At 50.0% G+C, this 16939-nt stretch carries 11 protein-coding genes; 3 read left to right on the forward strand and 8 right to left on the reverse strand.

Annotated features, from left to right (window positions below; all coding sequences use genetic code 11):
* Positions 1 to 36: 36 nt before the first annotated feature.
* The 4 genes from ACZ5FK_RS06020 to ACZ5FK_RS06035 form a co-directional block, all read right to left on the reverse strand.
* Positions 37 to 2010, reverse strand: coding sequence for a TRAP transporter permease (locus ACZ5FK_RS06020; protein WP_464807000.1), 1974 nt, complete (start codon positions 2008 to 2010; stop codon positions 37 to 39).
* Between the two features lie 21 nt (positions 2011 to 2031).
* Positions 2032 to 3039, reverse strand: coding sequence for a TAXI family TRAP transporter solute-binding subunit (locus ACZ5FK_RS06025; protein ID WP_464807001.1), 1008 nt, complete (start codon positions 3037 to 3039; stop codon positions 2032 to 2034).
* A 207-nt stretch (positions 3040 to 3246) separates the two neighbouring features.
* Positions 3247 to 4533, reverse strand: coding sequence for a murein biosynthesis integral membrane protein MurJ (gene murJ / locus ACZ5FK_RS06030; RefSeq protein WP_464807002.1), 1287 nt, complete (start codon positions 4531 to 4533; stop codon positions 3247 to 3249).
* Positions 4530 to 5621: a glycosyltransferase gene (locus tag ACZ5FK_RS06035; RefSeq protein WP_464807003.1), complete on the reverse strand. Its 1092-nt coding sequence runs from the start codon at positions 5619 to 5621 to the stop codon at positions 4530 to 4532. The genes murJ and ACZ5FK_RS06035 overlap by 4 nt, the downstream gene beginning before the upstream one ends.
* A 415-nt stretch (positions 5622 to 6036) precedes the next feature.
* Here ACZ5FK_RS06035 and ACZ5FK_RS06040 point away from each other — a divergent pair, with 415 nt between their 5' ends.
* The 3 genes from ACZ5FK_RS06040 (at position 6037) to ACZ5FK_RS06050 (ending at position 11154) form a co-directional block, all read left to right on the forward strand.
* Positions 6037 to 6915 (forward strand): C40 family peptidase, encoded by an 879-nt coding sequence (locus ACZ5FK_RS06040; protein WP_464807004.1) that lies wholly within the window; start codon positions 6037 to 6039, stop codon positions 6913 to 6915.
* A 137-nt stretch (positions 6916 to 7052) separates the two neighbouring features.
* A complete protein-coding gene (locus ACZ5FK_RS06045; protein WP_464807005.1) occupies positions 7053 to 8807 on the forward strand; it encodes an N-acetylmuramoyl-L-alanine amidase in 1755 nt (584 codons plus the stop codon).
* Positions 8808 to 8970: 163 nt separating this feature from the next.
* Positions 8971 to 11154: a 5'-nucleotidase C-terminal domain-containing protein gene (locus ACZ5FK_RS06050; protein WP_464807006.1), complete on the forward strand. Its 2184-nt coding sequence runs from the start codon at positions 8971 to 8973 to the stop codon at positions 11152 to 11154.
* A gap of 44 nt (positions 11155 to 11198) precedes the next feature.
* Here ACZ5FK_RS06050 and ACZ5FK_RS06055 read toward each other — a convergent pair whose 3' ends face one another.
* The 4 genes from ACZ5FK_RS06055 to ACZ5FK_RS06070 all read right to left on the reverse strand — a co-directional run bounded on the left by ACZ5FK_RS06055 (position 11199) and on the right by ACZ5FK_RS06070 (position 16916).
* Complete coding sequence (locus ACZ5FK_RS06055; RefSeq protein ID WP_464807007.1) at positions 11199 to 12302, reverse strand: CapA family protein; 1104 nt, start codon at positions 12300 to 12302, stop codon at positions 11199 to 11201.
* 112 nt (positions 12303 to 12414) lie between these two features.
* Positions 12415 to 12585, reverse strand: coding sequence for a hypothetical protein (locus ACZ5FK_RS06060; RefSeq protein WP_464807008.1), 171 nt, complete (start codon positions 12583 to 12585; stop codon positions 12415 to 12417).
* 410 nt (positions 12586 to 12995) lie between these two features.
* Positions 12996 to 15374, reverse strand: coding sequence for a bifunctional 2',3'-cyclic-nucleotide 2'-phosphodiesterase/3'-nucleotidase (locus ACZ5FK_RS06065; protein WP_464807009.1), 2379 nt, complete (start codon positions 15372 to 15374; stop codon positions 12996 to 12998).
* A gap of 186 nt (positions 15375 to 15560) precedes the next feature.
* Complete coding sequence (locus tag ACZ5FK_RS06070; RefSeq protein WP_464807377.1) at positions 15561 to 16916, reverse strand: ABC transporter substrate-binding protein; 1356 nt, start codon at positions 16914 to 16916, stop codon at positions 15561 to 15563.
* Between the last annotated feature and the right edge of the window lie 23 nt (positions 16917 to 16939).

Below are 16939 nucleotides of genomic sequence, written 5' to 3' on the forward strand. Positions count from 1 at the left end.
AGACCCTCCCATGCACAGGAGGGTCTTTCCCTTCTATCAAACTGTCACAATTTCCGTCTCTGTCCCTTCTTCCGGTCTCCTTCGCTGAATAGCCCAAATTAGCGTGATCAAAATGACACCCGCCAAGCTGGTCATCAAATCTGGAATGATGAGAAGGAGACCCGCTCCGAACAAGATGATGCGTTCCCATATCCGTGAATTACGGACAAAGTACCCGATCACCGCACTGCTGACACCCATCATGCCGATGAGTGCAGTGACAAGACCGAATATGAGACCGATGATTGTCACATCGACAAATACAAATATCGGATTATAGATGAAAATATACGGAACGATGAACGCTGCAATCGCCAGTTTCACCGCTGTCGTCCCCGTCTTGAACGGATTCGCTTTCGCAATACCCGCGCCTGCATAGGCCGCTAAGCAAACAGGCGGCGTAATGTCGGCCACGATTCCGAAGTAGAAGACGAACATATGGGCCGCGATCGGCGCGATGCCGAATTCATTGATCAGCGCCGGCGCCGCAATCGTTGCGGTCACGACGTAGTTCGCCGTCGTCGGCAAGCCCATGCCAAGGATGATGCAGGAGATCATCGTGAAGAACAGCGCTAGGATCAGGTAGCCGTTCGAGAGGGCGATGATGCCAGCCGCAAATTTGGCGCCAAGACCCGTCATGCTCACCACACCGGCAATGATCCCGGCTGTGGCGACTGCTGCGATGACTGGCAAGGCAACGCGTCCTCCCTGCTCAAGGACATACAGCACTTTGCGGAAAGAGAATTCGGATTCCTTCCTGGCGAATGCGTTGAACATCCAGATGACGAATGCCGAAGCGATTCCGAAAAGCGCGGCCCGCTGCGGCGTGAAGCCGGACATGATCGTCACGATAATGACGAGGAGCGGAATGATCATATAGCCGTCCCGGATGAAGATCTTCCTGAAAACGGGCAGCTCGGACTTTGGCAAGCCAAGGATCCTCAGCCGTTTCGCCTCAAAATGCGTGCCGATAAAAATCCCTGTGAAATATAGGATAGCCGGAATGACGGCCGCCATCATGATTGCCGCGTAACTGACCCCTAAGTACTCCATCATGATGAATGCGGCAGCCCCCATCATCGGCGGCATGATCTGCCCGCCCGTCGATGCGGATGCTTCCGTCGCCGCCGCGAACTCCGGCTTGAACCCGGCACGTTTCATCATCGGAATGGTGAACGAACCTGTGGCAACCGTGTTGCCGACCGAGCTTCCGGATACGGTCCCTTGCAAGGCGCTTGCAACAACAGCGGCCTTTGCCGTGCCGCCCGTATAACGGCCTGTCAAAGAGAAGGCCAGATTGTTGAAAAACTGTCCGATCGGCGTATTGACGAGCAGGACGCCGAAAAACAGGAACAGATAAATGAATTTCGCTGAAATCTGCAGCGGTGTTCCAAATACGCCGCTCTCCCGGAACCAGAGATTCGTTGTCGTCCGGTCAAAGGAAAAACCCGGGTGCGATAAGATCTTGGTCGGTATCAAGTTGCCGAATATCGCATACAGGATGGCGATCGACGCCACGATGACAATCGGCAGACCGACCGTCCGGCGCGTCGCTTCGAGAACGAGCAGGACTCCGATCGTCGCAATCAGGATATCCGGGATGCTGTAGCCGGACACCCGGCTCTGAAGGATGGCGTCAAAGAAGATGATCTTATGATAAGACACATACATCGCAAGGAACGCCAGGCAAACATCATACCAAGGGACGCTTTTCTGCGTTTTCCTCCAAGCCTTTTTGGCAGGATAAAGCAGAAAGATGATGCCGAGCGCCGTGCCCAGATGGATCGCTCCCTGCTGCTGGGAAGGCAGGACACTTGTGAAACCGGTATACAGATGGAAGATGGTGAGGGAGATCGCTAGAAAAGCGACCACCCATGCCCATCTTCCGATATTGACGCGAAATTGGTTCTCCTTATCATACTTTTCGAGGATATCCTGCGCATCGACCACCTTTTCATTTCCTTTTTTCACTTGATACCCTCCTTGCCCTCTTTATTTTTTCAAGTCTTCAAAACCAGTGATCTTCGTTTTTTCACGAGTGACGATCTGGACGACTTCCGGATAGATATGGCCGATGAACGCCACGTTCGTGACTGGCTTGCCGTCAAAGTCCGCCTTGCCATTGATCGCATTCAGCGCCGGCACGTGCACCGTCATGCCGAGGTCCATATCCCCTTGTGAAATTGTCGACAAGTTCTCGACCGATGCCCCTGTCTCCACGTTCGTCACATTGATGCCGTCGATATATTTATTCCACAAGTTAGCCATTTCGCCGCCAAGCGGGTAATAGGTGCCTCCCTGGCTGCCTGTTCCGAGCGTGAGCTCAGCTTTCCGGTCGCCAGCTGACGCGGACAGTTCCGCTACGTCATTATCCACTGTCAGGCCCTGTTCCTCGTAATATTTCTTCGCGCCTGGATGGATCGGAAGCCCTTCCGCTCCGTTCAGCGCATTTTCAAGGATCATCATTTTTGCTTGCGCATGTGTATTCTCGCTCGCATTTTCGATCATGCTCTTCGCAAGTTCATAGCCGAGTTCCTCATCGATCGTATCGGTGTTCCCCATGAGAATCGCATACGCTGTCACCGTCTGGACATCCTCCGTCAGGAAATCATACGAATCTTTCGGAATGGTGAACGGCTTATAGCCTGAATCCTCTTCGATTTTCTTGATCGCGTCATCCGACAGGCTGATCATCTTCACGTCACCCGCAGATGCCTGCAAACTTTCGATGCTGGACGCAGGAAGCCCCAGGATTCCGATGGAAATATCAATATTGCCGTCCTGCACTCCGTCAGCCGCCGCCCCGAAACTCTCTTGGAACGCCTTATAATCACCGTCCTCGATTCCGTACGACTGTAAGATGATCTTTGATACGTTGTTCGTCTCACTCGCCGGCGGACCAATCGCAATGTTCTTCTTTCCGCCCCCGCCGCAAGCGGCCAGGACTAGCATCACCGAAAGAAGCGACAGAACAAACCCCCATTGTTTTCTCTTCACCATTTCTACCCCCTTTTTTATGCACCCATTTTCGTAAGCGCTTTCAAAATGGTTGATAGAGAATCTCTAAGCAGTCTCGCACAATATGAAAATGGATTCTTAGCTCAATTATACAGAGTATTTCATTTATATCAATCGTTTGTCGCTCTCTTCTGAAAAAACTTTAAATAAAAAAGCACTTCTCCCGAAGCTTGGGAGAAATGCTCTTCATTACAACTTCCACTTCAGCCGTGCGTAGATCCACAGCATGATGAAATTGAAAGCCGAACTGATGACAGTTCCGTAGGCGATCGCGACCGCTCCGTACGAACCGACGAATGCATAGATGATCAGGATGTTGATCCCTAGGACGCTGACGAGGCTGAAAATGACAGGCAATACGGAGTTGCCCTTCGCGTAATAGAACCGCGTGACATACGTATTCGCAGCCAGGAAAAACATCGACAGGGAGAATGCCTTGAAAATCGGCACGGTGATCTGGATCGAAGCTTCGCCGAAGTTCCCGTGTCCGAAAATCAGCCGCACAAGCGGTTCCGCAAAGAAATACGCCACTGCTGTCGCCGGTACGATCAATGCCGTCAGATACAGCAGACCTTTCTTATAGAGGGCACGGACCGTAGCAGTATCTCCCTCCCCTTCTTTCTTGCTGAGCATCGGGTAGATGACTGTCGTCACCGCTGTCATCAAGACGGCTTGCGGAAAGCCGCTTAGCTTTGAGGCATAGTTGACTGCGGAAATTGCACCTTCTGTAAGCCCGGATGCAGCCACCCGCTGGATGATCGCATAGAACTGCAGCGACGCGCCGCCCAGCAAAATCGGAAGCGCGATGACCCATACCCTCTTCACATCCTCCGTCATGCCGAAGGAAGGTTTCAGGGAGTACAGCCCGCTTCTTCTGATGCCGAAGTAGAGGAACGCGACCATCGCGACCGCGGCGGCAAGCGCGCCGACTCCGTAAGACACAGGGCCGATCATGGCGGTGAACAGTGCACCGACCAGGACGAACAGCGCGTTATAGACGAGGATTGCATAGCTCGAAAGCCGGAACCGGTCATGCAGATTCAGCAAGCCGCTCATCCATGTCGAAAGGACAAGCACGATCGTCGACGGCATCATCCACATGAAAATCTTATAAGTCGCGGAAAACTGCTCCGGCTCGAGTCCTGGAAACACAAGCTTTAGCAGCGGACTTGCAAAAATGACGGCCAGCAGTGTGATGACCGAAATTGTCACGAGGACGGTCGTGAATGTCTTGCGCACGAACAGGCCTTTATCCGCTTTCGTCGAATGGAATACCGATATGAAGGCGGTCGTCATCCCGCCGCCTACGACTAGATACAGGAAGTTCGGGATCGTGTAGGCCGTCGCGATGGCATCAGCCACGTAGGAGGTCCCGTACTGATTGCCGATCACCATCTCCCGCAGGAAGCCGACGAGCCGGGCGACGATATTGATAATGGCGACCGCCCCGATGATTTTTATGAATTTATTTTTCATGGCCGGTCCCCGATCCGGCTGTAGAGGGCAAGCAGCCTTTTCAGAATCGCGCCATACGAATTCTCGTCCACCTTTTGTGCAACCGTTTCTTCATCCACCTGCGCATTGCCATCCAGTGCCGTGAGCAGCCCGTCTGCAAGCGACCGGGCGTTTTTCGGTTCCACTAGAATGCCCGACTTGCCGGAAAGGAGCTTCGACAGGCCGCCGACATCCGATCCGACGACAGTCGTTCCGCATGCCATCGCTTCGAGTGCTACAAGGCCGAACCCTTCATGGTGGGAAGGGAGGACAAATACGTCCGACGCGGCCATCCATTTTGCGATCTCCGCCTGTGGCTGCGGCATGAGCTGGACAGCATTTACACCTTTTTCGGCAAGCTGCTTTCCGAGCTTCTCCAGAAATGCAGTGTCCTTCGGTGACCCGATCAGATGAAGCGCCGCCTCAGGCATGGTTTTATTGACAATGCCGACCGCTTCCACCAGTTCCAGCAGCCCTTTCGCTTCAATAAAGTTGCCGACGAACAGGATGATTTTTTCATCGGGCCTGACGCCAAGACTTTCTCGCGTCTGCTCTTTCGGGAGCTTTTTAAATACTTTCGTGTCGACACCCATGCTCATCACGTGAACCTTGTCCTCCGGCACCCCGAAGGAACCGGTGATTTCCTCCTTCAGCCGCTCTCCCACCGCGATGACGGCGTCTGCCGAATGCAGAATGGAACGGGTGAGAGAAGCGACTTTTCCGCACTTTTTCGCCATCTTGTCGATATCCCCGCCGTGCACTGTGATGACATACGGGATGTTCATCATCTTTTTTCCGATCAACGAGATGAGTCCAGTCGGAAACGCGTAATGCGAATGCGTGAGCGAAAGCTTTTTCCGATTCGACAGCAGATAGAAGAAGGAATGGAAAAACCACTTTCCGTATTTCTTGATAGCTGCCGCCTTCCCTTTTGCCGGATCGTCAATCGCGATCACATCGACATCAAGTCCGCTTTCCTGAAGGAGTCCGACTTGGTTTTTGACGAAAATGCCATATGTCGGATGTTGCCCGGATGGGTACATATTGCTGAAAACCGCTATTTTTTGCATCAATTCTCTTCCAATCTCGATATGTTGCGTGCTAGTAGCCATTGAACGATTATACCATAAGCGGGGGATACCATACCTCCCCTTACTCGAAAACGACTTATGTTACATCGCTGTCATAAACCAAACGAAACATATGCAAATAGGTTCCTGCCAGCCATTTGGAGTGCTGTAAACAAGTTTTTTCTGCAACTTTCCACATAAAAAGGCCTCCTTACTTAGAAAGAAGGCCCCAGAAACCGCTAGTATGAATGCGTTTTCATAGAAACATAGTTTTTGTAACGGTAATGTAATATACCTGTAACGGAAATGAAGGTTTAGCTGTGCTAGTATTGGTTTCAGATAAAAGCACACTGTATCAAACGTGCGAAAGGGGAATTTGAGAAGTAGCATGAAAAGACTTTTTGTAGCCTTGTGTATGACACTATTAATCTCAACGACGATTCCAGCCATGGCCTCAGCGAATTCACCGACTTCGCTCGTCAGTACAGCGAGAAACTATCTAGGCACGCCATACTCATATGGCGGGACAACCACGTCAGGATTCGACTGCTCAGGATATACGCAATATGTTTTTAAAAAAGAAGGAATTTCACTGCCAAGATCCGCTGGACAACAGTATGCAATGGGAACATCTGTTAAGAAAAACGATCTGAAAACAGGAGACCTCGTCTTCTTCAACACAGCCGGCAAGCGCGTTTCACATGTCGGCATCTACATCGGCTCCAGCCGGTTCATCCATTCTTCAACAAGCAAAGGCGTCATGATCTCATCGATCAATGATCCTGCATACTGGGGAAAACGGTACCTTGGGGGTAAACGTGTAGCAAATTTCGCAGCTGACAAAACGGTCGCTTTCGACGAACCGGCAACATCCGAAAAAACACCGGTTTATGTAACACGCGCTCAAGTCGCTGAAGTGCTCACAAAAGAACTCGGCCTTGAAGTCACTGATAATAGCATGACATTCACTGATGTCCCTGCAGACCATGCACAGCATGATGCAATTCTAGCTGCAGCGAACGCGGGCATCTTCTCAGGAAACGACGGGAAATTCGATCCGAACGGTTCCCTGACACGTGCACAACTCGCAAAAATCATTGTAGAAGCGTTCCAGCTGACAGGTTCTTCGACGCAAGTCTTCACAGATGTCCCTGCTGACCATTGGGCAACTGAATATATCAGCACGCTTGCCTACAACCATATCGCGAGCGGCTATGCGGACGGAACATTCGGCTTGAATGATCAGCTTACTGAAAAGCAATTCAACAAGATTGTCGAGCAATTAAGCAAATAATAAGACAAGCTGTCGTTCCGATATGGAGCGGCAGTTTTTTTATATTACAATGCTATTAAACTATGTAAAAACATGTAGATTTATGAAAACGACACTGTTACACTTAAACTACACTAAAAGACATTTAGGAGGACATCATGAAAACAATCAAATGGGCAGCAGTCGCCCTCTTGTTTTTCGCTCTTGTTTCCATCGTCCCGGGGCACTCTTCAGCACAGTTCAAATTCTCAGACGTCTCACCTGACAAGGAATATTTCGAGCAAGTCCACTACATAGCTGATCTCGGAATCGTCAACAAGGTTGATAAATTCAACCCGGGCGGCAATTTGACTAGAGCCCATGTGGCGAAGATGCTAGTCATCGCCAACAAAAAACAAAACATGCCAACGCCTTCTATCTCATTCAAAGACTTGAAGCCTGGCACTGAACAGTATGATTATGCAAGCCGTGCTGTGGAACTCGGTTATCTGAAAGTAGGCGCAGACGGCAAATTCCATCCGAATGAAAACATCAAGCGTGACGAAATGGGCTATGCCCTCTCCAAGGCTTTCGATCTTTCAGAGAAGATAACAGTCGACCGCCCTCTCATGCTTACAGATTTGAAGAACCATCCTTATGCAGAAATGATCAACGGTTTATATTATAGCGGCGTTTCACAAGGCGATAACGGAAAGTTCCTTCCGAACGACCTTCTGACCCGCTCACAGTTCTCTCTTTTCGTCGCACGTGCACTAAATGATAAATACAAATTACCCGTAAAGTTCCCGGAGCAAACATCCCGGACCTATTTCGCCAAAGTTTCCACCGGCGGAACAACGCTGAACGTCCGTACCCACCCTGCCATCACGGGGGATGTGATCGGTAAGCTGAAAGACGGCGAAATCGTCGAAGTGCTTGGCCAAAACGGCGATTGGCTCCTCATCATACTAGATGGGCACAACGGCTATATCAGCAAGAACTATACGAAGGACGTTGGCGTCACGAAGCCGGATGATGACGTCGCCACATCAGAACCGGGTGATGTTGAAACCCCTGAAGAGCCTGAGGTATCTGAACCTGAAGTGAGCGAACCGGAAGTGAGTGAACCGGAAGTCACTGAACCGGAAGAACCTGAAGTTCCACAGACAGCAACTGGTCTCATCGGTAAAGTGACAGCGAACAGCTTGAATGTACGCAAGTCTCCAGACGGCACTTCAGCAGTCATCGGCAAATTCAAACTCGGTGAAAAAGTTCCGATCATCTCGATCTCAGGCAACTGGGCAAAAGTGAATACGAATAAAGGGACAGGCTATGTCCATAAAAACTATCTAAAATTGATCAACCAATCGGGCAATCCGCTGAAAGGCCGCATCATCGTCGTTGACGCCGGCCATGGCGGAAAAGATCCGGGCACGATGAAGACACATGAGAACGAAAAGACTATCACTCTGAATGTAGCGAAACGCGTGGAAGCAAAACTGAAAAAAGCCGGTGCAACAGTATTGATGACCCGTTCTACGGACACTTATCTGACGCTTCAGCAACGGACAGATTTTGCGAAGAAACATTATGCAGAAGCATTCGTTTCAATCCATGTTAACTCGGCAGGCTCCACGGCCGCAAAAGGCACGGAAGTCTATTATGACTCTTCCACAAACCCGAATGCTGCTGAAAGCCGGGCGCTTGCGAAGAAGATCCATGATAATATAATCAAACGGGCAAACATGGCGGATCGCGGTGTACGAGACCAGCGATTCTACGTCATCCGCAACAATAATGTCGCAGCCGTCCTAGTGGAACTTGGATTCCTCTCAAATCCGGACGACTATAAGAAACTGACAAGTGACAAATATGCTGAAATATATGCAGAAGCGATTTATCAAGGTCTGGTCCAATACTACTCAGCACAATAAGCGTAAGCCGGAAAGGATTCATCCTTTCCGGCTTTTCTTTTGACAATTTACAGAAACTTTATTGTTCTATTGTCGCTATAATGCTAAACTTGTAATGTATGCACTTACATTGCTTTTCATAGTTTTGAAAGCGGTAGGAAAATTTGAATAAGGATGGTGTAACATGTCGAAGAAATATTTTGCGGGAGCAGCGGCTTCCATGTTGCTGTTCAGTGCGGCCGGCTTCTCGCCTGCTGTCGTTTCAGCGGAAGAAGTGTCCAAAGATTTCTCGATGACTGTATTCCATACGAATGATATCCACAGTCATCTGGAAAATGCTCCGAAACTAGCGACTATGCTGAAAGAGAAACAAGCGGAGTATCCGGTAAACGTATTGCTCAATGCCGGCGACAACTTTGTCGGAACGCTTTATTTCAATGAATTCCTTGGAAAAGCCGACATCGCATTCATGAACTATTTCAAGTATGATGCAGCTACTTTCGGAAACCATGAGTTCGACCTTGGCACAAGCACTGACGGCCACTTGGCTCTCAAGGAATTTGTTGAAACGGCCAAGTTCCCGATCGTCGCTTCCAACGTCGACTTCACGAAGGACAAGCTCCTCAGCGGCATCCAAAGCCGGACGATCTCCGAAGAGCCTGAAGAAGGCAAGATCTACAGCGGAATCGTGAAGGAAGTGGAAGGCGAAAAGATCGGCATCTTCGGTTTGACGACGGAAGAGACACCAAGCATCTCAAGCCCCGCTGAAGTAATGTTCACTGATTATATCACCGAAGCAAAAGACATGGTAAAACAATTCGAAGCCCTCGGCATCAACAAGATCATCGCAGTCACGCATATCGGATCAGAAGTTGACAACGGCTACGGAAATGACATGCTGCTTGCTGAACACGTCCCTGGCATTGATATTATCGTGGCAGGCCACTCCCATACGGAATTGAAAGAGCCTAAGGTCATCAAAAATGGCGATGTCCCTACCCTGATTGTCCAAACTGGCGAGTATTTGAACAATCTTGGCCAGCTGGATGTCACATTTGACGAAAATGGCGTCGTGAAAGAATATAAAGGCCAGCTGATCAAGCTGAAAGATGTCGAAGAAGATGCAGAAGCGGCAGCACTTCTTAAGCCATATAAGGACCAGGTTGAAAAAAGAAAATCCGAAAAGACCGGCGCCATGGCGGAAGTATTCTTGAACGGCCTTCGCGATAAGTCTACAGATTTAAAGACATTGACAGGCGGCGTACGTGCCGGCGAAACGAATCTCGGCAACATCATTGCGGATGCAATGCTTCAAAAAGCGCAGGAAGTAGACCCTGACGTTGCGATCGCATTCCAAAACGGCGGCGGAATCCGGACGTCGATCAAAAAAGGCCCTGTGACATACGGAAACATCTTGGAAGTCCTTCCATTCGGCAATCCGCTTGCCATCACTAAGATTTCTGGTGCGGAATTAAAATCGACGATGGAACATGCGTTGAAAAACTTCCCGAAAGAAAATGGCGGCTTCTTGCACGTAGCTGGCATGCAAGTCCTATTTGATATGAATGCAGAACCGGGCAAGCGCGTCGTCTCCATTAAAATCGGCGGCAAAGAAGTGAAGGACGATGAGATGTACAAAGCAGCGACAAACGTCTTCACTGCCAAAGGCGGCGACGGTTTTGAAGCACTTGGCAAAGCACATGATGAAGGACGCGTCAGCGAACCTGGCTTCAGCGACTGGGAAAACCTTGCAGACTATATGAAGTCCCTTAAAGAAGTGAACGGCGATCTTGAAGGACGCGTTGTTGCTCAAGTCCCTTATAAAGACGTGAAGCTCAGCAACTGGTCATACCCGTACATTTCCGATCTTTATGTACGCGGCATCCTCGGCAATGCAGATTCCTTCAAGCCGGGTGCTTATATCACGCGTGCTGAAATGGTATCCTGGATCGTAAAAGCGCACGACCAGAAAGCGACAGGCAAAGCGCCGTTCTCTGATATCTCCGGATTGTCCGCTGACCTTCAGTCTGAAATCGCTGCTGCTTATGAGCACGGGATCATCAAAGGAACAGACGGCAAATTCAACCCGAATGACAAGGTTACACGCGCCCAGTTCGCATTGATCATCGAACGTGCACTTGAGAGCTACTCAGGCAAGACGATGAAAGCGGATGAGCAAGCGCCATTCTCCGATTTCGGCAAGTATTCGGCTGAAGCGGTAAACGCAATTTCTTTGCTGCACGAAAATGATATCGCTTCCGGTTATGAAGGCAAATTCATGCCTGAGAAATTCACAACACATCAACAGGCAGCTAAAATCGTTTCCAACTTCTTGCAAACGACAAAGCAGCTTGAAAAGGCGAAGTAATATGCAGAGAGTCCGTTCCTTTGGCGAGGAACGGACTCTTTTCATCATTCAGGAAGGCCGATCTGTTCCTGAACCCATGCACTATTTTGCGCGGCACCTGGGCCGGCTTTTTCGAGCGGGACCACAACGAAACGCCGCTTTGCATCCCGCACGACAGCTGTCGGATAAAAGGATGGTTTTTCGGTCTTTATCGCCTGTCGTCCCGTCATCTCAGTTTTCGTCACTTGCACTGTCGCAATCCCGCCAATGTTTGTCTTATCAAACTGCTGGCCTGAAAAGAAGTTTCCGAGTGAATAAAACACATGCGTTTCCCCTATCTTGTCATAGGGCTGAAGGACATGCGGGTGATGGCCAAACACGATATCCGCCCCCGCCTCCGCTGCAACTCGTGCCAGTTCCTCTTGTTCCGCGGAAGGCGCCAACTCATATTCCGTGCCCCAGTGCATGGATACAATCAGACAATCCACCCGCCCGCGCATCTCGGCGATCTCTCGTCCGATCATTTCCGGGTCTGCAAGAGATACCATATAATCCTTCCCTTTTTGGATCGGCAGCCCATTAGTTCCTGTCGTATACGCAAGGACGCCAAGACGGACACCGTCAATGTCAACAATCCGCGCCCTCTCCCGGTCTTCCGGAGTTTCATAGGCGCCAATATAGGGCATATCATACTCTTTCATATGCCCAATCGCCTTGCGCAGTCCGGATTCCCCTTGGTCTAACACATGATTGTTCGCCATATTGATAAGGTCGACGCCATTTCGCTTTACATCCCTGATAATATGCTTCGGGCTATTGAACCTGGGATAGCCGGATATGCCAAGTTCCACGCCACCCGGCAAGGATTCCTGATTAGCGAGAAGGAAATCGATCCCTTGCATGTCATCTCGGACATCCTCGAATGACTTGTCATACGACGTATATGTATAGAGAGGATTATGCAAAAGGATATCGCCGATCATCCCGACCGTGATGGTGCTCGTTTGCACGTCCAATTGAATGGAATCCATCTGAAATTGCTTGCCGGTAAAATCCGACGGAATGCTGGCCGGTTCTTCCGCTTTCAACTTGCTGCAGCCTGCAGCCGCAATTGCGACTATGAAAGCGATCACTATTCTTCTTTTCAACTTCCACCAAAACCCTTCCATGTATAACCACCCCTTCCATTATACATAGAAACCTTCTCTTGAAAAGAGGCTGTCTAAAAAGAAACGGCATCACTGCGCTAGTGCGCCGGGATGCCTTTCACCATAAAGGTAATTAATTTTGCGGATTGCGGTCTGTTTTTCCGACCGTATTCGTAAACTGTTCCACTTGCTTCTCAGCATCTTGCCTCGGCTCCATGTCTGGAAACTGCGCGTTCGGCATACCTGTGAACTTTTCATCCTTACCCTCATGGTCATTCGGCTCTGCTTGAAACTTCTCCTTCATTCTTATACAGCTCCTTCAGGTCAATACTATCTACTACGATACCCCAACAAACGGGAATTAACCGTTTCAGATTTTCCGCCTGCCGCTGTTTCAGCCGGTGTTCCATCTGGCAATCCGGCAGCCGACTGGATGAACGTTTCGTTCGCTGCACGGTAAATGGTTCGTTCCGGACGATAAATGGATCGCGTCATGCCAAATGAATCGTTGCGGAGGATAAATGGGTCGCTCGCCATGCTAAATGAATCGTTCCCCGCAATAAATGAATCGCTCGTTATACTAATTGAATCGTTCCCCACAATAAATGAATCGCTCGTCATGCTAAATGATTCGTTCCGACCGCTAAATGAATCACTCATCATCCTTGCTGGCTCAATAAAAAAAGGCAGAGGATCGCTCCTCTGCCCTTGTGCTTACTTCAATTTAATTGAGAACTTGGCATATCCGTCTTTTGTCGGGCCGACGAACTGGATATCGCCGTCCTTCGATGCGAATTTCTCCGCTTTTGCAGACGATTCGAATGTAATGTTGACATCGCCTTCAACCGGAGCAAGTTTCCAGTTGCCATCCGCTGTCGGGTCGATCGTTTTTTCTTCAATCATGTAATCCATGATCGCTTCACGGTTTTCGTACGCATAGTCGATCGTGTCGATGGCGCTCCGAACGCCCGGGAAGTTGCCGCTTGCGCGGTAGTTGTTTGTCACGACGATGAACTTCTGTTCAGGGTCGATCGGCTTGCCGTCATACTGCAAGTTTTTCACACGGTTTGCGTCTTCGTTGATCGTTTCACCGGAACGGTCGTATTTCGCCGGCTGTGTCACGTCGATTTCGTATGTCACGCCGTCGATCACGTCGAAGTTGTACGTACGGAATTCCGGATTGATCAATGATTGCTCTTCCGTTTTAGCAGGGTCGACCTGGTTGAATTGGCCTGCTGAGAACTCGAGCCATTCTTTGATGTCCTTGCCTGTCAAGACGAGGGCCGCGACTGTATTGTCGTACACATACAGGTCAGCGACGTTCTTGATCGCGATTTTACCTGCCGGGATATCTGTATAGTAGTTCGCGCCATTGCGGCCGCCCGCTTTGAACGGTGCACCAGCTGATAGAACTGGAAGGTCCGCATATTGCGAGCCTTTGATTTCTTTCTCTACGTACCACTTTTGCGCATTTGTCACGATCTGGATAGATGGATCGTCTTTCACTTGCGAGAAGTAGCTTGTGATCGGTGCTGTCGTTTCACCGACTGCGCTGCGCACATATTCGATTGTGCCTTCATGCGCTTCTTTTACAGCTTCTACGACTTTTTCAGAGACTTCATCGGAATCCTTATGAACTTCGCGAAGGAAGCCTTTGCTGCCCACTACTTCCCATGTGCCATCAGCCGGCTTCAGCGTCAAGTCGATGAGGCCGAGGTGGCTTCCGAACTTGCCTGGCATGACAACCGGTGTGCCATTGATTGTACCTTGCTCAAGGTCGACATTTTTCAAGTGTCCATAATCTTTTCCAGGGAACAGACCATGGTCGTGGCCCGTCACGATGGCGTCAACGCCTTCGATTTCCGAAAGCTGGTAGGTGACGTTCTCTTCGCCCGGTTCGTATGTTTCATCACCGATTCCGGAGTGCGAGATGACGACGATGAGATCTGCGCCTTTTTCCTTCAGTTCCGGAATGTATTTCTTCACGGAAACGACAGGATCCTCCGCAGTCACTTTCCCTTCAAGAAGCGCTTTGTCCCACTTCATGATGCCTGGCGTGACAACGCCGATGACGCCGACTTTCAGGTCATGTTTTGCGCCCTTGCCATCGACAACTTCCTTGTCGATCAACACATAAGGATTGAACATCGTCTCTCCTGTTTTTGCATCATGGACAGTCGCATTGATTGTCGGGATGGTTGTCCCTTCCATAACCAATTTCAAATAATCCAAACCAAAGTTGAATTCATGGTTACCAACTGATGCAGCATCATAGCCAAGCGCTTCGAATGCCGCGAATGCAGGGTGAGTTTCCCCTTCTTTCAAAGGATCGACCGACACTTTGTATGCGCCGAGCGGAGTTCCTTGGATCAAGTCTCCGTTATCGAACAGAAGCGTATTCGGATTTTCTGCACGTGCCTCTTCGATCAATACGGCAGTTTTTGCAAGGCCATACTCATTTGTCGGCTTGTCCTGGTAGTAATCATAGTTCATGTAATTCGTGTGGATATCGCTTGTGCCGAGAATCCGGAGGGCAACAGTATCATCCGCCGGCTGCTCTTCTGGCTGAGTGCTATGTACTTCCAGCAAACGGTCGATGATTTTCTTCACTTGCACCTTTGTTACGTTGTTCTGTGGTCTTGCTGTTCCGTCCGCCTCGTACCCTCTGAAGATATCAAGTGCGACACTCTTTGCAAGCTCCTCAGGTTCGTTCGTCTTAAACTGGTCTTTGTCTTTGAACTTATCCAGCAATGAAACCGGATACATCTCTTCCGTCTTGATGGAACGCGATACGATCAGAAACGCCTGTTCACGTTTCAGTTTCTCGTTCGGCTTGAATTCGGTCGCCGTCGCGCCTTTCACAAGGCCGTTTTTGACAGCAGCTTCAACAAATGGCGCGAGCGATTTGTTAACATCTGCGAATTGCAGCGAACTTCCGTCCCCTACTTCATAATCAAGTGCTTCGACGACCGCTTTGATGAATTCACCGCGCGTGACGTCTTGAGAGCTGGCAGCGCTTACATTCATTCCGAATCCGCTAAGTGCGAGCGCCATGATGACGATCCACATTCCAGCCTTCTTAAATAACGACATATTTACATCTCCTTTATTGGTTTTCTTTATGCAAACAGGAAAATGATAACTCATTTACCGAAGCACGTTACTACTATATCATATGAGAAGTCAGTTTCGTAGAATGAATCAGTACTTTGACAACACTTGCACATAAAAAGAGTGCGGACAGAGGTTTTTCCACTCTGTCCGCACCTGGCTGCATCCTTATTTCTTCGTTTTATTCGCAATTTCGATCGCGCGGTTTGTGCCTTCTGCCGCTTTATCCAGCACTTCCTGCGGATCTTTGCCTTGGTACAGTTCCTCAAGCGCTGTTACGATCTGCTGTCTGGATTCAGGGAAGACCGAAATGAGGGCGCCTTGCGTCGGATAGCCCGGAACTGTGTCCTGCAGCTGGTCGACTGTCACTTTGTACTGCGGGTACTCCGCCCATTTCTCTTTTACATTCTCTTCGTCATATGCTTTCGGGTTGATCGCGAAGTAGCCTGTATCGAGATGCCATTTCGCCTGGACTTCTGGCGTCGTCAAGTACTTCATGAATTCCCAAGCGCCATCCTGCTCTTCTTCCGCAATCCCTTTCGACATCCAGAGGGATGCGCCGCCGATGACGACACCATTGCGCTTCACTTCGTCAGCATGCGGGATGTACGCGACGCCCACTTCAAACGGCGCGTTCGCAATCGCACCCGCTACCCCAGCGGACGAATCCATATACATGGCGACTTTTCCTGTCGAGAACGCGGAGCGGATATCATCCCAGTTCGTCCCGAAGTTGCCGAATGTGCCGGCCTTGTTCATCTTGTCGAGGAAGTTGAATACGTTAAGCCCTTCCGCACCGTTGAAGACCGCTTCTGTCGCGTCCCCTGTACGCCCGTTGTTTTCATTCACATACAGGCCGCCTTGCGTTGCAACGAGCTGCTCGAAGAACCAGCCGTATGTCAGCATGGAGAAGCCTTTCATGTCGCCAGTCGTCAATTTCTCCGCCGCATCCATCACTTCAGCGAACGTTTGAGGAGCCTTTTCCGGATCAAGGCCCGCCTCCTTGAAAGCGTCCTTGTTGTAGATCATGACCGGTGTCGAAGAGTTGAACGGCATGGAATAGAGATCGCCGTCGACACGGTAGTAGTTGAGGATATTGTCCTCAAGCTGCGACAGGTCGTAATTGTCCTTGTCGATGAAGGACTGCATCGGCTCGATATAGCCGCTGTCGATCATGTACTTCGTTCCGACTTCGAACACTTGCGTGATGGCAGGCGCTTCTTTCGTTCCGCCCACGCCGCGGAGTTTCGTCAAGGACTCCTCATAGGATCCTTGGTATTCCGCTTTTACTTCGTATTTGTCCTGTGATTCATTGAACCCTTTGACGATCTCATCGATGGACTCCTGGCCTGTGCCGGACATCGCGTGCCAGAAATCGATCGTCACTTTGCCGTCTTCCGTCTTCGTCGCTTCTTTCTTGCCGCCTTCATTAGTTGAACCACCAGAGCTGCTATCGCTGTTCGAGCATGCCGCGAGAACGAGCATCAGGGCGAAAAGCAGTACCAGTAACGGATTCTTAGCCATTTTCATGAATGATGACTCCCCTT

The sequence above is a fragment of the Sporosarcina sp. GTC18466 genome (assembly GCF_055389225.1).